This window comes from Kitasatospora sp. NPDC059747, from assembly GCF_042732955.1.
Classification (GTDB): Bacteria; Actinomycetota; Actinomycetes; order Streptomycetales; family Streptomycetaceae; genus Kitasatospora.
The window spans coordinates 120,498-139,359 of the sequence record NZ_JBHWGV010000007.1 but is presented as its reverse complement, the minus strand read 5'-3'; the positions used below and the strand labels follow the sequence as shown (position 1 = coordinate 139,359).

16 protein-coding genes and 1 tRNA gene are annotated in these 18,862 nt (G+C 74.4%); 10 read left to right on the top strand and 7 right to left on the bottom strand.

The window, feature by feature from the left end; genetic code table 11:
* Nucleotides 1–100: 100 nt before the first annotated feature.
* The gene (locus ACFV4G_RS05370) at nucleotides 101–1,558 is read right to left on the bottom strand and encodes a Cys-Gln thioester bond-forming surface protein (protein ID WP_380436688.1); all 1,458 of its coding nucleotides are present in this window, start codon (nucleotides 1,556–1,558) and stop codon (nucleotides 101–103) included.
* Nucleotides 1,559–1,912: 354 nt separating this feature from the next.
* Complete coding sequence (locus ACFV4G_RS05365; RefSeq protein ID WP_380436686.1) at nucleotides 1,913–2,539, bottom strand: single-stranded DNA-binding protein; 627 nt, start codon at nucleotides 2,537–2,539, stop codon at nucleotides 1,913–1,915.
* Nucleotides 2,540–3,174: 635 nt separating this feature from the next.
* Between ACFV4G_RS05365 and ACFV4G_RS05360 the strand changes: the two genes are divergently transcribed.
* Nucleotides 3,175–3,250 (top strand) — tRNA-Arg (locus ACFV4G_RS05360).
* A 234-nt stretch (nucleotides 3,251–3,484) separates the two neighbouring features.
* Here the strand turns inward: ACFV4G_RS05360 and ACFV4G_RS05355 are convergent.
* The gene (locus ACFV4G_RS05355; protein WP_380436684.1) at nucleotides 3,485–4,162 is read right to left on the bottom strand and encodes a TetR/AcrR family transcriptional regulator; all 678 of its coding nucleotides are present in this window, start codon (nucleotides 4,160–4,162) and stop codon (nucleotides 3,485–3,487) included.
* Between the two features lie 88 nt (nucleotides 4,163–4,250).
* Between ACFV4G_RS05355 and ACFV4G_RS05350 the strand changes: the two genes are divergently transcribed.
* Nucleotides 4,251–4,799 (top strand): GNAT family N-acetyltransferase, encoded by a 549-nt coding sequence (locus ACFV4G_RS05350; RefSeq protein ID WP_380436681.1) that lies wholly within the window; start codon nucleotides 4,251–4,253, stop codon nucleotides 4,797–4,799.
* A 91-nt stretch (nucleotides 4,800–4,890) separates the two neighbouring features.
* Here the strand turns inward: ACFV4G_RS05350 and ACFV4G_RS05345 are convergent, their stop codons facing one another.
* The gene (locus ACFV4G_RS05345) at nucleotides 4,891–6,390 is read right to left on the bottom strand and encodes an MFS transporter (RefSeq protein ID WP_380436679.1); all 1,500 of its coding nucleotides are present in this window, start codon (nucleotides 6,388–6,390) and stop codon (nucleotides 4,891–4,893) included.
* Nucleotides 6,391–6,561: 171 nt separating this feature from the next.
* On the opposite strand from ACFV4G_RS05345, the gene ACFV4G_RS05340 reads away from it, so the two are divergent.
* From ACFV4G_RS05340 to ACFV4G_RS05330, 3 genes are all read left to right on the top strand, one after another.
* The gene (locus tag ACFV4G_RS05340) at nucleotides 6,562–7,251 is read left to right on the top strand and encodes a TetR family transcriptional regulator (RefSeq protein ID WP_380436677.1); all 690 of its coding nucleotides are present in this window, start codon (nucleotides 6,562–6,564) and stop codon (nucleotides 7,249–7,251) included.
* Nucleotides 7,252–7,291: 40 nt separating this feature from the next.
* Nucleotides 7,292–8,155: an enoyl-CoA hydratase/isomerase family protein gene (locus ACFV4G_RS05335; RefSeq protein WP_380436675.1), complete on the top strand. Its 864-nt coding sequence runs from the start codon at nucleotides 7,292–7,294 to the stop codon at nucleotides 8,153–8,155.
* 174 nt (nucleotides 8,156–8,329) lie between these two features.
* Entirely contained in the window at nucleotides 8,330–8,929 is a 600-nt protein-coding gene (locus ACFV4G_RS05330) for a hypothetical protein (RefSeq protein WP_380436673.1), read from the top strand.
* Nucleotides 8,930–8,936: 7 nt separating this feature from the next.
* On the opposite strand, the gene ACFV4G_RS05325 is transcribed toward ACFV4G_RS05330, so the two are convergent.
* The gene (locus ACFV4G_RS05325; RefSeq protein ID WP_380436671.1) at nucleotides 8,937–10,160 is read right to left on the bottom strand and encodes an acyl-CoA dehydrogenase family protein; all 1,224 of its coding nucleotides are present in this window, start codon (nucleotides 10,158–10,160) and stop codon (nucleotides 8,937–8,939) included.
* Between the two features lie 148 nt (nucleotides 10,161–10,308).
* Here ACFV4G_RS05325 and ACFV4G_RS05320 point away from each other — a divergent pair, with 148 nt between their 5' ends.
* Entirely contained in the window at nucleotides 10,309–10,947 is a 639-nt protein-coding gene (locus ACFV4G_RS05320) for a TetR family transcriptional regulator (RefSeq protein ID WP_380436669.1), read from the top strand.
* 79 nt (nucleotides 10,948–11,026) lie between these two features.
* Nucleotides 11,027–12,487, top strand: a complete 1,461-nt coding sequence (locus ACFV4G_RS05315) for a cellulase family glycosylhydrolase (RefSeq protein ID WP_380436667.1) — start codon at nucleotides 11,027–11,029, stop codon at nucleotides 12,485–12,487.
* A 9-nt stretch (nucleotides 12,488–12,496) separates the two neighbouring features.
* Here ACFV4G_RS05315 and ACFV4G_RS05310 read toward each other — a convergent pair whose 3' ends face one another.
* Entirely contained in the window at nucleotides 12,497–14,521 is a 2,025-nt protein-coding gene (locus ACFV4G_RS05310) for a M3 family metallopeptidase (RefSeq protein WP_380436665.1), read from the bottom strand.
* A 215-nt stretch (nucleotides 14,522–14,736) separates the two neighbouring features.
* Between ACFV4G_RS05310 and ACFV4G_RS05305 the strand changes: the two genes are divergently transcribed.
* Complete coding sequence (locus tag ACFV4G_RS05305; RefSeq protein ID WP_380436664.1) at nucleotides 14,737–16,467, top strand: bifunctional 3'-5' exonuclease/DNA polymerase; 1,731 nt, start codon at nucleotides 14,737–14,739, stop codon at nucleotides 16,465–16,467.
* A 46-nt stretch (nucleotides 16,468–16,513) separates the two neighbouring features.
* On the opposite strand, the gene dhaM is transcribed toward ACFV4G_RS05305, so the two are convergent.
* The gene (gene dhaM, locus ACFV4G_RS05300) at nucleotides 16,514–16,906 is read right to left on the bottom strand and encodes a dihydroxyacetone kinase phosphoryl donor subunit DhaM (protein ID WP_359966560.1); all 393 of its coding nucleotides are present in this window, start codon (nucleotides 16,904–16,906) and stop codon (nucleotides 16,514–16,516) included.
* Nucleotides 16,907–17,101: 195 nt separating this feature from the next.
* Here dhaM and dhaK point away from each other — a divergent pair, with 195 nt between their 5' ends.
* Both dhaK and dhaL read left to right on the top strand, forming a co-directional pair.
* Complete coding sequence (gene dhaK / locus ACFV4G_RS05295) at nucleotides 17,102–18,097, top strand: dihydroxyacetone kinase subunit DhaK (protein ID WP_380436663.1); 996 nt, start codon at nucleotides 17,102–17,104, stop codon at nucleotides 18,095–18,097.
* A gap of 21 nt (nucleotides 18,098–18,118) precedes the next feature.
* A complete protein-coding gene (dhaL, locus tag ACFV4G_RS05290; RefSeq protein WP_380436660.1) occupies nucleotides 18,119–18,754 on the top strand; it encodes a dihydroxyacetone kinase subunit DhaL in 636 nt (211 codons plus the stop codon).
* The last annotated feature ends 108 nt before the right edge of the window (nucleotides 18,755–18,862 follow it).

Sequence of the window (18,862 nt, the reverse complement as noted above, 5' to 3'; positions counted from 1 at the left end):
GCCCCCCCCCCCCCCCCCGGCCGCCCGCCCCCCCGCGCGGGGGGGGGGCCCCCGGGCCCCGTCGCGCTACCGAGCCGTGCGGCTAGTGCGTGCTACCGGTTCAGGCGGCGCTGCCACCGTGGCGGCCACGGCGACGCAGGAAGAAGACCGCGGCACCACCGGCGATGACCAGGGCGCCGGCGACGCCGGCCAGGATCGGGGTGTTGCTGCTGGCACCGGTCTGGGCCAGACCGCCGGTGCCCGGGGCCGAGCTGGTGACGGCCGGGGCCGGGTGGGCGGCGGTGCTCACCGAGGCGGACGGGGTGCCGGCCGGGGTGGACGGCTTGCCGGTGGCGGCCGGGGTGGACGGGCCGGAGCTCGGGGTCACCGGGGTGGTGCCGGTGCCCTTGCAGTCCAGGATGCCCTTGAAGTTGTTGGTGTAGCCGTTCGGGCCGGTGACGGTGATGTCGTAGGCGGCCTTGTTGGTGACCGGGACGACCAGGCTCTCGGTCTTGCCGGGCTGGACGACCAGGTCCTTGCCCACCGGCTTCACGTTGACGGTGCCGGCCTCGTCACCGCCGTTGGCGACGGTGACCCGCACGCCGTTGCTGTCGCACTCGACCTGGGCGATGCTGTCGAGCAGCGCGCCCTTGCCCTGCTTCCAGGTGGCCTTGGCGGTGGCGCTGACGCTCAGCTTGCTGGAGCCGGCCAGGATCATGGTCTGGCTGTGCTTCTCGGGGGTGTAGCCCTCGCTGAGGAAGACGCGGCCGCTCGGGACGACGGTCTCGGCCGAGGCGGTGAGGGTGGCCCCACCGTCCGGGGTGCCGGCCGGGACGTCGAGGAAGAGCTGGGTGTCCTTGGCGATCGGGCCGTTCAGGACGCCGTTGACCTGCTTGCCGTCCTTGTCGAGGACCTTGATCTTGTCGGCGGCCGAACCGGCCACCGCCAGCTTCACCTGGGCGGCGCTGGAGTTGAGCGTGAACGGGCCGAGCTTGCCGCCCGACTTCCCGGAGACGGACTCCGGGGCGAGGGTGAGCGAGGGCTTCGGCTCGGCCGCGACACCCTTGTTCTTGTCGCCGATCAGGTAGTCGCGCAGCTGCTTGGCCTTGGAGTCCTGCGGGGTGGCGTTCTTGCCGTCCGAGAACTTCCAGATCGCGGCCTGGGTGCCGGCCGCGGCGTCCTCCGGGGAGAGCTGACCGGTGACGCCGGCGTCCGTGGACAGCTTGGCGAGGTCGGTGACCTGCGGGTAGGAGTTCTCCAGGATCCAGCGGATCTTGGAGGCGTCCTGCGCCTTGTCCTTGCGGCCGAGCGAGCTCGACTTCCAGTCCGACTCCTGGTACTGCGCCCCGCTGTCGAGGTACACGGGGTTGCCGAAGTCGATGCAGTAGGTCTTGAGCTCGCCACTGTCCGTCTTGAGCGTGAACAGACCGCCGTTGACGGTGTCGCCGCCCTCGATGTCGATCCGCTCGCCGAGCATCGTGTCCTGGACGATGGCGGTCACGCCCGAGCCAGGTGCGGCCGCAGCCGCCGCACCGGCCGCGAACAGACCTCCGCCCAGCGCAATGCTGGTCGTGAGCATGACACTAGCTATGCGGGGAAGACTCCGCCCCTGCATCTGAACCATCTGGTTTCCCTCCGGGCCGGGCCGTGCCGATGGGCAGCCCGCCGACTTGCCTTGCCGCGCGCGCCCCCTGTGGCGCCGCTGCGGGGTATGAACCAGATGAATCCTATTGACCCCCAGAGGTCCGGAAACCTCCATGCGAAATCAGGACGATTCCGTATCTGTATCGTTATCAACCCTCCCAGTTTCCACACAAGCTGACGATCGGCCAGAAACTCTCCGCCACTTTCTGTTATCCGGCGGAGATTGCGCGTGCGGGCGCAACAACCGCCTCGATCTACATATTTGTCGACACTTTTGATCGACCCGGCGTCAGATCAGCAGCCCCTGGACGTCACCTCCGCTTCCCTTTCCGGACACCTCGCCACCGTCACCGGACGCCCCCTCGGACGCCGCATCCGTCCCATCCGCCCCATCCGCCCCACCGTCAGGCGGCGCCGCGACCGCCGCGGAGGCCGCCGCCGAGGCCTTCCGCGCGGCCAGGGCGTCCGCGATCCACCCCGGCACCGCCTCGCCCGCGGGCGACCCGCCGGGCTCGCCGCCCGCCGCCACGACCGCCGCCGGCGGGTGCCCCCGCGCACCCGCCGCCCAACGGAACGCCGAGGTACCGCGGTTGAGATCGTGTCCGACCGATCTGGCATCGACCTCCACCCGGCCGCGCTTGCCCTCGCCCTCGGCCCACTCCCGCACCCGGAGCCGACCGCTCACCACCACCGGATCCCCCTTGGAGAGCGAGCCGATCAGGTTCACCGCCAGCGCCCGCCAGGCCGTCACCGTCACCCACTGCGTCTCGCCGTCCACCCAGCACTGGCGCTCGCGGTCGTACCGCCGCTCGGTGGACGCGAGCCGGAAGTTGGCCATCGGCACGCCGCTGCCCGTTTCGCCGTAGCTCACCTCCGTCGCGACATTGCCGATCACCGTCACCTGAGTCTCGTTCACAACGCACTCTCCGTTCTCGCCGATGCACCGTACGGAATCGACCGGTGCGGGACGAGAGTGCGCTTCACGGGAAATCCCCGCCAGGAAGTTCCGAAATCCTGTGGACAACTCGGCCTTGTGGAAAACTCTTGTCACTCGCAGGGGTGAATTTCGCCCTTCCGCTCCCCTGCGGACCCCCGACTCTTCGCGAGCATGACAACAATCGGGACCCTTCCCGGCCCTCCCCTCCGCCGGGGAACGCGGACCGCCCGCCGTCCGCCCACGTCATCCGACCGAAGGAAGCCGAATAGGGTCCCCCACCCGCGCCGCACGCGGTAGTTTCTCCGTGCCGAATCCATAACGGGTGAGGCGGCAGCCCCGTAACGACTGCACAACGTCCGGCGCGGAACACTGCCAGAACGCTGCACACACGGCGTTCACCTGCGATTATCGGACCGCTCCACCGGAGCCGACACACCAACGGCGGTGCCGTCGAACCCGGCCGAGGAACTGGACACCCTTATCCTGTCCCCGACAGGGCGAGGGCTTGCCAACCCCCACCCCCAACCCTCAGGTACGGGGACGGACCCGGGCGCCCCACGCGCCCGCCGCCCGATCCCGGCAACGGTCACGCCCACCCGGGCGCCGCCCGTCCCGCCCCCATAGCTCAGCGGATAGAGCACCCGCCTTCTAAGCGGTAGGTCGCAGGTTCGAATCCTGCTGGGGGCACCACCTGCCAATTCGCGGGCCGCCGTCGCGGCCGCCGGGAAATCACCCGCACACGCACCGCTCATAACCCGTGACAATGCGTGTCATGGGCATCGCGAGAAACTCACTCCGGCATTCGGCGCCACTGAGGACCAAACGCACGACGCCCGCCGAACGACGGAAATCCGGCGAATCCGCCCTCTCGGTGCGGATTCGGCCGTTCCGGCGCACGACCGGTCCCGGGCCCCGCCCCGGAGTTCAGCCCGCGTCCGGCACCGAAGGCCCGGAAGGCACAGGAGGCCCGGAAGGCCCGGAAGGAGCAGGAGCCCCCGCCAGCCCCGCCAGGTGGGCGTCCAGGAGCGCGACCTGCCGCTCCGGCGGGAACTCCCCCGGCGAGAACAGCGCCTGCACCACCAGCCCCAGCACGAAGGCCTGCGCGCCCGCCGCGAGCTCCCCGGCGTCCGTCCCGGCCGGGAGCTCCCCGAGCCGCTGCGCGTCCGCCACGTGCCCCGCCAGGGCCTCGCGCGAGCGCCCGTAGCGGCCCGCGTGGGCGGCCGTCAGCTCGGCGTCGGCCAGGGCGACGTCCCAGGAGCCGACCCAGATCCGGTTGCCGGCCACGGCGGCCTCGTCCAGCGGCAGGACGTCGAGCAGCGCGGCCCGCAGCCGGGCCAGCCCGGCGGGCGGCGGCGGGGTGCCGTCGGCCGGGGCGGTGCGCCGGGGCCGGGAGAGCGAGCGCCGGTCCAGCTCCTCCAGCGCGTGGCCCAGCAGGGCCCGCTTGTTGGGGAAGTAGTGCGTCAGCAGACCGGTGGAGGCGCCCAGTTCGGCGGCCACCGCGCGCAGCGTCAGCCCTTCGAAGCCGCGGGTCGAGAGCACCCGCCAGACCCCCTCGGAGACTTCGAGGCGGCGGGCGTCATGGTCTCCACGGGCCGGTGTCATGGGGGCTATCGTACATACCAAACGTTTGTTATGAATGATGCTCCAGGCGGAACGCCCGTCCCGCGCCCTCCCCGGAAAGGCCCCACCCTTGTTTGCCGTACCGCTCGCCGAGAACGCCGAACTGCGCCCGCTGGAGCCGTGGCAGGCCCCCGAGTTCCTCGCCCACATCGACCGCGCCCGGGCCCACACCGACCCGTGGATCCCGTGGGCCGGCTACTCCACCGACCTCGACTCGGCCCGCGCCACCCTGCAGCGCTACGCCGACAAGCAGGCCGCCGACGCCGGCCGGATCTTCGGCATCTGGCGCGACGGCACGCTCGTCGGCGGCGTGATGTTCGTGAGCTTCAGCACCCAGAACGGCGTCTGCGAGATCGGCGCCTGGACCGAGCCGGCCGGCGAGGGCGGCGGGCTGATCACCGCCGCCGTCCGGCACCTGCTCGACTACGCCTTCGCCACCCGGGGCCTGCACCGCGCCGAGTGGTGGTGCTCCGCCGGGAACGCCCGCAGCCGCGCCGTCGCCGAGCGGCTCGGCATGACGCTGGACGGCACCCTGCGCGAGTGGTACCCGCACAACGGCGTCCGCCACGACAAGCAGATCTGGGGGATCCTGGCGACCGAGTGGAAGCCGCAGGCCTGACGGCCGGGCCGCGCGAGGAGCGGGGCCCGGTGGATTCCCCACGTTCCACCGGGCCCCGCTCCTCGACGCACCGACCGCGCACGGGCCCCGCTCAGGCCGCCAGCACCGGCCGGTCCGCCGCGTCGGCCGCCACCTCCGCGGCCGGCGTCCGCAGCCGCAGCGCGAGCAGCAGCACCAGCCCCATTACCCCGGCCGCCGACAGGAAGACGACGTCGACCGCGTCCGTGAAGCTGCGCACCGCGTGGTCCCGGGCCGCCCCGGTCAGCGTCCGGAGCGCGCCCATCGACCGGCCGGGCTCGCCCTCCGCGAAGACCCGGGCCAGCAGCGTGCCGAAGAGCGCCGCGCCGAGCGCGTTGCCGAGGGTCTGGAAGAACCGGATGCCGGTGGTCGCCACGCCGAGCTGGTGCCGCGGGGCGGCGTCCTGGACCAGCGGGATCAGCTGGCCGATCAGCTGGCCGAACCCGGCGCCGAGCAGGGCGAGTTCGAGGCCGACCGCCCACAGGCCGGTGTCCGGGCCGCTGAGCCCCAGCAGGGCGAGGGCGAGCGCGCCGAAGGCGGCCCCGGCCACCAGGAAGGTGCGCGGCGCGTGGCCCCGGGCGGTCAGCCGGCCGACCAGCACGCCGGACGCGGTCATCCCGGCGGCCATCGGGATCAGGTAGAGGCTGGCCGAGGTCGGGGCGACCCCCCGGGCGATCTGCAGGTAGATCATCACGTACACGATCGCGCCCATCATGCCCATCCCGGCGAGGCCCTGGACGGCAAAGCCGATCCGCACGACCGGGATCCGGAACAGCGAGAGCGGCAGCACCGGTTCGGCGGCGGTGGCCTGGCGCCACAGGAAGAGGCCGAGCGCGGCGAGGGTGGCGGCGGCGGTCCCGAGGATCGCCGGGGAGGTCCAGGCGTAGTCCTTGCCGCCCCACTCGGTGACCAGCAGCAGGCCGGTGGCGAAGGCGGCCGCGAGGGCGGCGCCGAGGAAGTCCAGGCCGCGGCGGCCGACCGTCCGCGGCAGCTTGAGCACCAGGGCGGTGCCGACCAGGACGAGCAGGCCGAGCGGCAGGTTCACGTAGAAGATCCAGCGCCAGCCGACGTGGTCGGTGAACAGCGCGCCCACCAGCGGACCGACGGCCATGCCGACGCCCGCGAAGATGCCGCCCATGGCGCCGCCCTTGCCGGCACCGCGCTCCGCCGGGTCCTTGAGGTGGGCGATGACGACCATCGTGACGCTCATCAGCCCGCCGCCGCCGATGCCCTGGACGGCCCGGAAGGCGATCAGCTGACCCATCGTCTGCGCCGCGCCGCAGGCCGCCGAGCCGAGCAGGAAGGTGCCGACCGCCCCGAGCAGCACGCGCTTGGCGCCGTAGACGTCGCAGAGCTTGCCGTAGAGCGGCAGGAGGGCGGTCGCGGCCAGCGAGAACGCGCTGATCAGCCAGGGCAGCCGGTCGACGCCGTGGACCGGGTCGAGGTCGCGGACGATCGGCACGGTGGCCGCGGACACGATGTTCGAGTCGAGGATGGCCAGCACGATCGTGACCATGCAGAGCAGCATGCCCAGTCTGCGCTGGGCGGGTGTCATCGGGCTTTCGGATGCCATCGGTAAGTCCCCCCGGAGACGGTGGAGTTCGGAGCCGGACCGGTGCGGCCCGGCGGCACGTCCACCACGATGGCAGCCAATATGTACCGAGTCAATTCTTTAGCCCGATCGATTCTTCGGCCGAGACAAAACTTCATCCCGGACCATCTTTGAGCCTGGTACAGTCGGGCCATGGCGACGAACCACGGCTTGGACCTCGGCCCCGGCCGCGACCTCGACGCGCTCCCGCTGCGCGAGCGCAAGAAGATCCAGACCGGCATCCGGATCTTCCGCGCGGCCATCGGGCTGTTCGCCGAACGCGGCTTCGACCAGGTGTCCGTGGCCGAGATCGCGGCCGCCGCCGAGGTGTCCAAGATGACCGTCTTCAACTACTTCCCCACCAAGGAAGACCTGGTCATGGGCCCGATGGAGCAGCACCTCGACGAGCCGGCCCGGGTGGTGCGCGACCGCGCCCCGGGCGCCTCGGCGGTGACGGCCCTGCGCGACCACTTCCTGGCCGCACTGGAACGGCTCGACCCGGCCACCGGCCTCAACGACGACCGGGTCGTGCTCGACGTGGTCCGGCTGGTGCACGGCACCCCCGCCCTCGCGACGCGCGCCACCGCCGGCTTCGGCCGCGAGGCCCAGGCACTGCTCACCGCCGAGCTGCTCGCCCAGGACCCGGCCCACGACGAGCTCACCGCCCGGGTCGCCGGGGCCCAGCTACTGGCCGTCCGGGTGACCCTGACCACGGAGAACCAGCTCCGCGTGCTGGCCGGCGAGCGCGCCGCCGAGGCCCTGCCCGCCGCCCTCGACCGCGCCCACCGCGCGTTCGCCCTCGTCGAGCGGGGCCTCGGCGACTACTGCGCCGGCGCCGCCTGAGAGAGTGGGCGCACCACGAGACCCCGGAGGTGCCGCCCGCATGGACCCCACGGACCACGGCGACCACAAGGACCGCACGGACCACGAGGACCGCACGGACCGGTCGCTGCTGACGCGGGAGCGCACCACCCTGCCCGCCCGCGCCGACGGGCTGCACGCCCACGTCGGCGAGGACGGCGTCGCGGTGCTGGAGTTCGCCCGCCCGCACCGGCGCAACGCGGTCACCCTGGCGATCTGGCGGGCGCTGCCCGGGGTGCTGCGGGAGCTCGCCGAGCACGCGGGCGTCCGCGCCCTGCTGCTGACCGGCGCCGGCGGCACCTTCAGCGCGGGCGCGGACATCGCCGAACTCGCCGAGGTGTACGGCGATCCGGAGCGCGCGGACGCCTACCACGCGGTCAACGTCGCCGCCGAGGAGGCGCTGGCCGCCTTCCCGCACCCGACGATCGCCGCCGTCCGGGGCGCCTGCGTCGGCGGCGGCTGCCAGCTGGCCGTCGCGTGCGACCTGCGGTTCGTCGCCGAGGACGCCCGGCTCGGGATCACCCCGGCCAAGCTCGGCGTGGTCTACCCGGCGGTGCCGACCCTGCGGCTGGCCCGGCTGGTCGGCCCGGCACGCGCCAAGTACCTGCTGTTCTCCGGCGAGTTGGTGCGGGGCCGGGACGCGCTCGCGCTCGGCCTCGCCGAGCAGGCCCTGCCGGACGCCGAACTGGACGCCGCCGCGCTGGAGTTCGCCCGGCTGCTGACCAGGCGCTCGCCGCAGACGATCGGCGCGGTGAAGGCCGCCCTGGCCGTCCCGGAGGAGCGGGCGGCGGCGGCCCTGGAGCCGTGGGAGCGGCGCTCCCGGGAGGCCTCGGACGTGCACGAGGGGCTGGCCGCGTTCCTGGAGGGCCGCCCGGCCCGGTTCTGACCGGCCTGTTTCCTACCGACGCATGTGCGACCGGCCCGTTTCCCACCGGCCCGTTTCCCACCGGCCCGACCGCGGGCCGGCGGCCGCGCGCACGTACGATCATCCGGCCCGACCGCCCCACGACCACCCGGGCCGCCCAGAGCGACCAGACCGATCCCCGGAGCAGCGACCCCGATGACCGAAGCCGCGACCGCCCCCGCCCCCCACACGCTCTGGGCCCGGCGGATCACCGACGGCGTCGAGCCGAAGAACGTGATCATCGTGCTGCTGCCGCTGCTCGGCGGCCTGCGCTACGGCTGGAAGGGCATCGCCTGGGCGGCCTTCGCGGCGCTGTTCGCGGCCGTGATCCCGACCCTGTTCATCCAGCGCGCCATGCGCCGGGGCACCGTCGGGGACCGGCACGTCGGCCACCGGCAGAGCCGGCTGACGGTCCTGCCGTTCATCATGGGCTCGGTCGCGATCGCCTTCGCGGTGATGCTGTGGCTCGCCGCCCCGGCCGACCTGACCGCCCTGGTGGCCGCGATGTTCGCGTCGCTGATCCCGATCCTGGTGATCACCGTGTGGTGGAAGGTCTCCGTGCACACCGCCGTCACCAGCGGCGCGGTGGTCTGCCTGGCGATCGCGCTCGGCCCGTGGTGGCTCGCGCTCTCCCCGCTGGTCGCCGTCGTCGGCTGGTCCCGGACGGTGCTGCGGGACCACACCACCGCGCAGACCGTCGTCGGCACGGTGGTGGGCGCCCTCAGCGCCGGGCTCACCTTCTGGCTGGCCCGTTGAGGCCCGGCTAGCGGATCGGCATCCCCGAGATCGCGCGGGCGATCACCAGCCGCTGGATCTCGCTGGTCCCCTCGAAGATCGAGTAGATCGCGCTGTCCCGGTGCATCCGCTCCACCGGGTACTCCCGGGTGAAGCCGTTGCCGCCGAGGATCTGCATCGCCTGCGCGGTGACCCACTTGGCCGTCTCGCCCGCGTACAGCTTGGACATCGAGCCCTCGGCCGCGGTGAACGGCCGGTTGTTGACGGCCATCCAGGAGGCCCGCCACACCAGGAGCCGGGCGGCGTCGATCCGGGTCCGCATGTCGGCCAGCTGGAAGGCGACCCCCTGGTTGTCGATGATCGGGCGGCCGAACTGCTCGCGCGTCTTCGCGTAGTCCAGCGCGACCTCGTACGCGGCCCGCGCGATGCCGATCGCCTGCGCGCCGACGGCCGGGCGGGAGGCCTCGAAGGTGGCCATGGCCGCGTTGCCCCGGCCGCTCTTGCGCACGCCCTCGCGGGCGCGGGCCAGCCGCTCGTCCAGCTTCTCCTTGCCGCCGAGCAGGCAGCTGCCGGGCACCCGGACGCCGTCCAGGACGACCTCGGCCGTGTGCGAGGCGCGGATGCCGTGCTTCTTGAACTTCTGGCCCTGGCTCAGTCCGGGGGTGCCCGGCGGGACGACGAAGGAGGCGTGGCCGCGGGCGCCGAGCTCCGCGTCGACGGTGGCGACGACGACGTGGACGGCGGCGATCCCGCCGTTGGTGGCCCAGGTCTTGGTGCCGTTGAGCACCCACTCGTCCTTGGCCTCGTCGTAGACGGCCCGGGTGCGCAGCGCGGAGACGTCGGAGCCGGCGTCCGGCTCGGAGGAGCAGAAGGCGGCCACCTTGACGTCGTCGGGGGTGCCGAACATCTGCGGCGTCCAGGTGCCGATCTGCTCGTCGGTGCCGTTGGCGAGCACGGCGACGGCGGCCAGCGTGGTGCCGACGATGGACAGGCCGATGCCCGCGTCGCCCCAGAACAGCTCCTCCATGACGATCGGGATGCCGACGCCGGAGGGGTCGAAGTACTGCTGGGCGTAGAAGTCGAGCGAGTAGATGCCGAGCTTGGCGGCCTCCTGGATGACCGGCCAGGGGGTCTCCTCGCGCTCGTCCCACTCGGCCGCGGCGGGCCGCACCACGTCGGCGGCGAAGCCGTGCAGCCAGTCGCGCACGGCGAGCTGGTCCGCACCCGGGTCCATCGAGAACGTGCTGCTCATGGTGCTTGCCTCCGCAGAAGGGGTACGGCCGACCGGGGTGTTACCCGGGGTAACATCGTCGGAGTCTGCTACTGATTGGTAACCGGTGTCAACGCCCCGCACCGCCCGGCGCCCCCCGCGCCGGCCCACCCGACCCGAGGAGCAGCGCATGTCCCGAGAGCCCCGCCGCGAGCAGCTGCTCAACGCCGCCGACCGGGTCATCCAGCGCGAGGGCCCGGCCGCGAGCATGAACGCCATCGCCGCCGAGGCCGGCATCACCAAGCCGATCCTCTACCGGCACTTCGGCGACCGGAACGGCCTCATCCGGGCCCTGACCGAACGCCACACCGGCGGCCTGCTGGCCGCCGTGCGGGCCGCGCTCGCCGCACCGCTGGAGCGCCGCGATCGGGTCGAGCACGTCCTGGACACCTACCTGGCCGGCATCGAGGCCCGCCCGCAGGTCTACCGGCTGCTCACCCACCCCGAGCCCGGCGACCCGACCGGCGCGGGCAACGCGCTCGCCCCCGCGCTGCGGCAGATCGCCGAGGAGATCACCCGGGCCGTGCAGAGCCAGGTCGACCTCGGCGCCGACCGCGACCTGCTCGCCGAGGCCTGGGGCCGGGGCATCACCGGCATGGTGCTGGCGGCCGGCGACTGGTGGCTGGAGTCCAAGCCCTGCTCGCGCACCCGCATGGTCCAGGCCCTCGCCGACCTGCTCTGGGGCCGCCTCGCCGCCGCCGCGGACCTGCCGACCGCCGTCCTGCCGACCGCGCCCGCCGAACCGGCCGAGGCGAACGGCGCCGTCTGAAGCCTTTCGTCCGGACCCTTGTGCCGGCCCCGGCAGCGCGGGCATCATCGGGCCCCACCCACCGCCGTGCGAGGTCCGAATGCGCCTGCGCCGCACCGCCGTTGCCCTGCTGCTCGCCGCCACCGCCGTCCTGGCCGGCGCCCCCGGCGCGTCCGCCGGAGAGGCCGCCGGAGCCACGGCGGCCACGGCGGCCCGCTTCCCGACCGGCACCGCCACCGGCCCGGACGGCCACACCGCGCTCACCGACGCCCGGGGCCGCCGGCTCCAGCTGCGCGGCTTCAACCTCGACAAGTACGCCGAGGCCACCGAGGCGGACGTCAGGTCCGTCGCGGCCCAGGGCTTCACCCTGATCCGCGTGGCGGTCTCCTGGAACCGGCTGGAGCCCGAGCGAGGCCGCCTCGACCCGGCCGAACTCGACCGCCTCCAGCGGCTCCTCGGCTGGGCCGACCGCTACGGCGTGCTCGCCCTCGTCGACTTCCACCAGGACGTCTACGGGCCCGCGTTCGGCGGCGGCGACCGCGGCATCCCGCGCTGGGCCACCCGGGACGACGGCCTGCCGTTCACCCCCGATCCGAACGACTGGTTCGCCGGCTACTTCCAGCCCGCCGTCCAGGCCGCCTTCCGCCACCTCTACGACGACCCCGACCTGCGCGCCTGGCAGGCCGACTTCTACACCCGGCTCGCCCGCGAACTGCACGGCCACCGCTCGCTGCTGGGCTACGACCTGTTCAACGAGCCCTTCGGCCCGGTGGACGGCGACCCCACCGACCCGGCCGTCCTCGCCGCCGCCTCCGCCGCCCTCGAACAGGGCCGGCTCGCCGACATGTACCGCCGCCTGATCGCCGCCGTCCGCCAGGTCGACCGCCGCGCCTGGCTGTTCGTCGAACCGACCGTCCTGGTCGGCCAGGGCGTGCCCACCCGGCTGCCGGGCTTCGACGACCCCCGGCCCGGCGCGCCCCGGCTCGGCTACGCACCGCACTTCTACGACACCGCCGTCGAGAACGGCGCCGACTGGGACCCGTCCGACGGCTTCGTCGAGCACTACACCGCCGCGATCACCGCCTACCCGGCCGCGCACCGGCTGCCCGTCCTGGTCGGCGAGTGGGGCCCGCCCGACTCCCGCACACCGGGCAACACCCGGCTGGTCCGGGAGCAGGTCGCGGCGATGGACGGCTTCGCCGCGGGCTGGACGATGTGGTACTGGTGCCGCGGCGACGGCGGCTACTGCGCGCTCGACCCGGCCGGGCGGCCCGCCCCCGGCGACGGGCCCGCGTTCGGCCCGTACCCCGCGGCCGTCGCCGGGACGGACGTGCGCACCGGCCCGGACACCGTCCGCTGGGACGCCGACGGCACCGGGCGCGGCAGCGAACTCGTCCTGCCGCCCGCCGCGTTCCCGCGCGGCGCGCAGGTCGCCGTCTCGCCCGCCGACGCCCGGGTCGAGGTCCGCCCGCCCGCGGACGGGCGCGCGGGCAGCGTCCGGATCCGGCTCCCGCACGCCCGCCCGGGCACCCCGGTGACGGTCACGCTCACCCCGAACTGACCGGGGCGATCAGGCCAGCCCCCGGCGCGCCAGCAGCGGCCCGGTCTCCGGCGCCCGCCCGACCACCGCGCGGAACGACTCCAGCGGGTCGCGGCTGAACCCGCGCGACAGCAGCTCGCGCCGGAACTCCTCGCCGCTCTCCCGCACCGAGCGGCCGTTGTCCCCGAACCACCGCACGGTGTCCGCGTCCAGCACCTCCGACCAGATGTACGCGTAGTACCCGGCGCTGTAACCGCCCGCGAAGACGTGCTGGAAGTAGGCCGACCGGTAGCGCGGCGGGATCGCCGGCACCGCGAGCCCGGCCTCCTCCAGCACCCGCGCCTCGAACTCCCCGGCGTCGGCGACCTCCCGGCCCCGCGGCAGGGTGTGCCAGGCCCAGTCCAGCAGCGTCGCCGCCAGGTACTCCACCGTCCGGAAGCCCTGGCCGAAACCCTCGGCCGCGACCATCCGCTCGACCAGCTCGGCCGGCAGCGGCTCCCCCGTCACGTGGTGGCGGGCGTAGTTGGCCAGCACCTCGGGCCGGACCATCCACATCTCGTTGACCTGCGAGGGGAACTCGACGAAGTCCCGGGGCACGGCCGTGCCCGCGAACAGCGGGTAGCGCACGTCCGAGAACAGCCCGTGCAGCGCGTGCCCGAACTCGTGGAAGAGGACGCGCACCTCGTCCCAGGTCAGCAGCACCGGCTCGCCCGGAGCCGGCTTCGGGACGTTCAGGTTGTTCATCACCACGGCCCGCCGGCCGGTCAGCGCGGACTGCGACACCAGCTCGTCCATCCACGCGCCGCCGCGCTTGGACGCGCGCGCGTGGAAGTCCCCGACGAACAGGCCCAGCGGGGTGCCGTCCTCCTCGGCGACCTCGAAGACCCGGGCGTCCGGGTGGTAGGCCGTCAGGTCCGGCCGCTCGGTGAAGCTGATCCCGTACGCGAGCCCGGCGGCGAAGAACGCGCCGTCGTGCAGCACCCGCTCCAGCTCGAAGTACGGGCGCAGCGCGGCCGCGTCGACCTCGTACGAGGCCTGCCGGACCTTCTCCGAGTAGTACGCCCAGTCGTGCGCGGCGAGCTCCTCGATCCCGTCCGCCGCGGCCGCCTCCGCCAGTTCGGCGGCCTCCCGGCGGGCGATCGCCACTGCCGGCTCCACCAGCCGCGACAACAGCCCGGACACCGCCTCGACCGAACCCGCGGTCTCGTCGGCCACGACGTACGCGGCGTGGGTCGGGTGGCCGAGCAGCCCGGCCCGCTCGGCACGCAGGGCGGCCATCCGGATCGCGACCGGGCCGTTGACGTCCGCGGCCCGGCCGAGCGAAGCGGCGAGCAGGCGCTCGCGCACCGACCGGTCGGTCAGCAGCGCCAGTTCGGGCTGGCCCGAGGTGCTGCGCAGGCTCAGCACGTACTTTCCGTCGTGGCCGAGCACCCGGGCGTTCTCGGCGGCCGCGGCTACGGCGTCGGCCGACAGGCCGTCGAGCTCGTCCGCGGAGTCCAGGACCAGCGCGGCGGCCTTGGTGGCGGCGTTCACGTTCTGCTGGAAGGTCGTGGCGAGGGCGGCGAGTTCGGCGTTCAGCTCGCGCAGCCGCTCCTGCTCGGCCGCGCCCAGCCGGGCGCCGGAGCGGACGAACGCGGTGTGCCGGCGCTCCAGCAGCCGCAGCGACTCCGGGTCCAGGCCGAGCTCGGCGCGGCGCCCGTACAGGTCCTCGATCCGGGCGAACAGGGCCCGGTCCAGGTGGATCGCGTCGTGGTGCGCGGCCAGCAGCGGGCTCACCTTCGCGTCCACCTCGTCGACGACGTCGTTGGTGTCCACCGACACCTGGTTGCGGAAGACCACCCCCACCCGGCGCAGCACCTCGCCGGAACGCTCCAGGGCCACCAGCGTGTTGGCGAAGGTCGGCGGCTGCGGATCGGCCGTGATCGCGGCGATCTCGGCCAGCTGCTCGGCCATCCCGCGCTCGTAGGCCGGCAGGTAGTGCTCCTCACGGATCTCGGCGAAGGGCGGCAGTTCGAAGACCAGGGTGCTGGCCTTGAAGAACGGGTTCTCGGTCATTTCACGGACCCTACGCCGTGTCCCGCGCGCTGCCTACGCGATTCCGGCCCCGCGTCGTCCGCCGTTGTCGTACCCACCGGCTACCGTCGATCCCGGACCCCCGCAGGTCCGCACACGCGTACCCGACCCGTACACCAGCGCCGCCGCCGGCACCGCCACCGACGACCGCCACCGACACCGAGAGCCGCCCCCGCGCCCCGAGAGGAGGAGCCCCCGTGGCCCCCAGAACCGCCTTGGTCCCCGATCCGCACGGCCCCGGCGGCCGGCTCCAGCCGCTCGACGACGCCGGCGCCCCGCTCGGCCCGCCCGAGACCGTCCCCGACCTCGCCGCCGCGGTCGCCGCCCGGGAGGCCGCCGGAGGCGACTCCCGGCCGGGGCCCCGCTGGGTCTGGGCCGCCGCCGACAGCGCCTACGCCCCGCTGCTGCCCCGACTGCCCGACCGGGTCGGCCGCTGCCACGACCTGCGACTCGTCGAGGCCCTCCTGCTCTCCCACGAGGGCCGCTTCGGCGCGCCCCGCTCCCTCGGCGCCGCCTGGTCCCGGCTGCGCGGCCTGCCCGTCCCGGACGACCTGCCCGAGCCGGGCTCCGCCGAGACGGACGACGGCCAGGACACCCTCTTCGCCCCCGACCGGCTCCAACTGCCGCCCGGCGCCGACCCGCTGGCCGCCGTCGTCGCCGTCCACGCCGAACAGCAGCGCCGGATCGCCGCGATCACCGACCCGGCCGCCCGGCACCGCTTCCGCGTGCTGGTCGCCGCCGAATCCGCCGGCGCCCTGGTCGCCGCCGAGATGGCCCACGACGGCCTGCCCTGGCGCGCCGACGTCCACGACGCCCTGCTCACCGAACTCCTCGGCCCCCGCCCCACCGTGCCCGGGGCCCAGCCCAAACTGCTCGCCGACCTCGCCGCCGAACTCCAGCGCTCCCTCGGCGGACGCCCGTTCAACCCCGACTCGCACACCCAGGTGCTGCGCGCCTTCGCCGACCGGGGCATCCAGCTGAGCTCCACCCGGTCCTGGGAGCTCAAACGCGTCGACCACCCGGCCGCGCAGCTGCTCATCCGCTACAAGGAGCTCGCCCGGATCCACGCCGCCCACGGCTGGGCCTGGCAGGACGCCTGGGCCCGCGGCGGCCGGTTCCGGCCCGAGTACGTCGTCGGCGGCGTCGTCTCCGGCCGCTGGGCCAGCCGCGGCGGCGGCGCCCTGCAGATCCCGCGCATCCTGCGCCGCGCCGTCGTCGCCGACCCCGGCTGGCTGCTCGTCGTCGCCGACGCCGCCCAGCTGGAGCCCCGGGTGCTCGCCGCGCTCTCCCAGGACGCCGGCCTCGCCCGCACCGCCGCCGGCGGCGACCTCTACGAGGCCCTCGCCGCCAGCGCCTTCCGCGGCGACCGCGACAAGGCCAAGCTCGGCCTGCTCGGCGCCATGTACGGGCAGACCAGCGGCGACATCGGCCCCCTCCTCAACACCCTGCGCCACCGCTACCCCGCCGCGATGGGCTACGTCGAGGCCGCCGCCCGCACCGGCGAGGACGGCGGCGTGGTCGTCTCCCGGCTCGGCCGGGCCTGCCCGCCCGCCTCCGCCGACTTCCTCGACCTCACCGAGGCGCCCGACACCGCCGCCGAGGCCGGCGGCCGCTGGGCCCGCGCCCGCGGCCGCTTCACCCGCAACTTCGTCATCCAGGCCAGCGCCGCCGACTGGGCCCTCGCCCTGCTCGCGGCGCTGCGCCGGCGGCTGAACACCCTGCCCGCGGCCGTCCCGGAGGACCGCCCGCACCTGGTGTTCTTCCAGCACGACGAGGTCATCGTGCACACCCCGGCCAACCTCGCCGACGAGGTCGCCGCCGCCGTCGCCGAGGCCGCCGACGAGGCCCGGCTGCTGGTCTTCGGCGACACCCCGGTCCGCTTCCCGCTCACCACCGCCGTCGTCGACTGCTACGCGGACGCGAAGTAGGAGTAGGAGTAGGAGTAGGAGCGGAAGTAGGAGCAGCGGCCGGCCGTCACAGCTTGCGGAAGGCGCGCGCCTCCTCGGCCGCCGCGACCACCTCGGCCAGCCCCGCCCCGGTCGAGGCGGTCACCGCGGCGGCCACCGCGCCCTCCACGAACGGCGCGTCCACCAGCCGCACGCCCGGCCGCGGCGCGTCCTCCAGCACGGTCACCGCGGTCAGCACCGAGCTGCCGAGGTCGGGCAGCACGACCACGCCCGCCCCGCCGTCCGCCTCGCCGACGGCCCGGGCGATCAGGTCGTAGCTGGTGCCGAGCCCGCCGTCCTCCGTCCCGGCGGCGACCACCACCCGCACCCCGTCCGGGGCCAGCTCGCCGAGCAGCTCCCGCAGCCCGGCGGCGAGTTGGGCGCTGTGCGAGACCAGGACGATACCCACGTGTTCGGTCATGCCCCGACCCTACGACCCGCCGCGCCGCTCCGAAAGGCACTCCGGAAGCCGCGCCGCAGGCCGCTCCGAAAGCCGTTCCGGGCGGGCGGCGGGGGCCGCGCGTGTCGCATCCCGTGCCGTCGCGCCCCCGGCTGGCATAGCGTCGGGGCGACAGCAATCACGGCAGCAGCGTCCTGACCGAGGGAGCGAAGAACGTTGAAGAAGCTGATCAACACCCCGGAGAGCGTCCTGGAGGACGCGCTGACCGGATTCGCCGCCGCCCACCCCGAGTTGACGGTGGACGTCGCCAACCGCGTGGTCACCCGGGCCGCCCGCCCCGGCGCGCCGAAGGTCGCGCTGGTCTCCGGCGGCGGCTCCGGGCACGAGCCGCTGCACGCCGGCTACGTCGGCCGCGGCATGCTCGACGCCGCCTGCCCCGGCGAGGTGTTCACCTCCCCCGTGCCCGACCAGGTGCTGGCCGCGGTCAAGGCCGTCGACTCCGGCGCGGGCGTCGTCCTCGTCGTCAAGAACTACACCGGCGACGTCATGAACTTCGAGCTCGCCGCCGAACTCGCCGCCGAGGAGGGCGTCGAGGTCCGCACCGTCCTGGTCGACGACGACGTCGCGGTCGAGGACTCCACCTGGACGGCCGGGCGCCGCGGCACCGGCGCGACCGTCATCGTCGAGAAGACCGCCGGCGCCCTCGCCGAACGCGGCGCCCCGCTCGACGACGTCGCCGCCCTCGGCGAGCGCGTCAACGCCGCCTCCCGCTCCTTCGCGATCGCGCTCACCGCCGCCACCGTCCCCGCCGCCGGAAAACCCGGCTTCGACCTGCCGGAGGACGAGATCGAGGTCGGCGTCGGCATCCACGGCGAACCCGGCCGCCGCCGCGAGAAGCTGCGCCCGGCCCGCGACCTGGCCGCCGAGGTCGTCGGGACGATCCTCGCCGACCACCACCTCGCCCCCGGCGACGAGGTCATCGCCCTGCTCAACGGCCTGGGCGGCACCCCGCTGCTGGAGCTGTACGTCGTCTACGGCGAGGTCGCCGCCCGGCTCGCCGAGCGCGGCATCACGGTGGCCCGCAGCCTCGTCGGCAACTACGTCACCAGCCTCGACATGGCGGGCTTCTCGCTCACCCTCACCAAGGCGGACGAACAGCTGCTGGACCTCTGGGACGCCCCCGTCGACACCCCCGCCCTCAAGCGGGCCTGAGCCCTGAGCTAGGAGACGCACGTGGACTTCGACACCCCGCTGGCCGAGGCCTGGATCCGCGCGATCGCCGCCGCCGTCGAGAAGGAGCAGGGCCGGCTCACCGAGCTGGACTCCGCGATCGGCGACGGCGACCACGGCAGCAACCTCCAGCGCGGATTCGCCGCCGTCCTGGCCGCCCTGGCCGCACTCGACGGCCCCCGGCCGGCCGGCCCCGGCGTGGTGCTCACCAAGACCGGCAGCACGCTGATCTCCAAGGTCGGCGGCGCCTCCGGCCCGCTGTACGGCAAGGCCTTCCGCGCGATCGGCGCCGCCCTGCCCGCACCGGCGGGCCCGGCCGCCCTCGCCGAGGCCCTCGCGGCCGGCCTCGACGCCGTCCGCGCCCTCGGCAAGGCCGAACCCGGCGACAAGACCATCGTCGACGCGTACACCCCGGCCGTGGCCGCCTTCCGCACCGCCGCGGCCGCGGGCGCCGACCTGCCCGAGGCCGCCGCGGCGGCGGCCGACGCCGCCGAACAGGGCGCCCGCGACACAACCGCCCTGCAGGCCCGCAAGGGCCGGGCCTCCTACCTGGGCGAGCGCAGCAAGGGCCACCAGGATCCGGGCGCCACCTCGACGGCCCTGATCTTCCGCACCCTGGCCGACGTCACGGCGGGCTAGCCGGGAGGGGGGGCGCCCGCGGCGGCCCCCCCCCGGGCCCCCCCGCCCCAACCCCCCCCCCCCGCCCCCCCCGCCCCGCCCGCCGACCCCGCCGAGGGCTGAACAACA

Bases quoted from the DNA above. Each gene is read 5' to 3' on its own strand.
- ACFV4G_RS05370 (WP_380436688.1), bottom strand. From the start codon at position 1,558: ATGCTCACGACCAGCATTGCGCTGGGCGGAGGTCTGTTCGCGGCCGGT.
- ACFV4G_RS05355 (WP_380436684.1), bottom strand. From the start codon at position 4,162: ATGACACCGGCCCGTGGAGACCATGACGCCCGCCGCCTCGAAGTCTCC.
- ACFV4G_RS05345 (WP_380436679.1), bottom strand. From the start codon at position 6,390: ATGGCATCCGAAAGCCCGATGACACCCGCCCAGCGCAGACTGGGCATG.
- ACFV4G_RS05340 (WP_380436677.1), top strand. From the start codon at position 6,562: ATGGCGACGAACCACGGCTTGGACCTCGGCCCCGGCCGCGACCTCGAC.
- ACFV4G_RS05335 (WP_380436675.1), top strand. From the start codon at position 7,292: ATGGACCCCACGGACCACGGCGACCACAAGGACCGCACGGACCACGAG.
- ACFV4G_RS05330 (WP_380436673.1), top strand. From the start codon at position 8,330: ATGACCGAAGCCGCGACCGCCCCCGCCCCCCACACGCTCTGGGCCCGG.
- ACFV4G_RS05325 (WP_380436671.1), bottom strand. From the start codon at position 10,160: ATGAGCAGCACGTTCTCGATGGACCCGGGTGCGGACCAGCTCGCCGTG.
- ACFV4G_RS05320 (WP_380436669.1), top strand. From the start codon at position 10,309: ATGTCCCGAGAGCCCCGCCGCGAGCAGCTGCTCAACGCCGCCGACCGG.
- ACFV4G_RS05315 (WP_380436667.1), top strand. From the start codon at position 11,027: ATGCGCCTGCGCCGCACCGCCGTTGCCCTGCTGCTCGCCGCCACCGCC.
- ACFV4G_RS05310 (WP_380436665.1), bottom strand. From the start codon at position 14,521: ATGACCGAGAACCCGTTCTTCAAGGCCAGCACCCTGGTCTTCGAACTG.
- dhaM (WP_359966560.1), bottom strand. From the start codon at position 16,906: ATGACCGAACACGTGGGTATCGTCCTGGTCTCGCACAGCGCCCAACTC.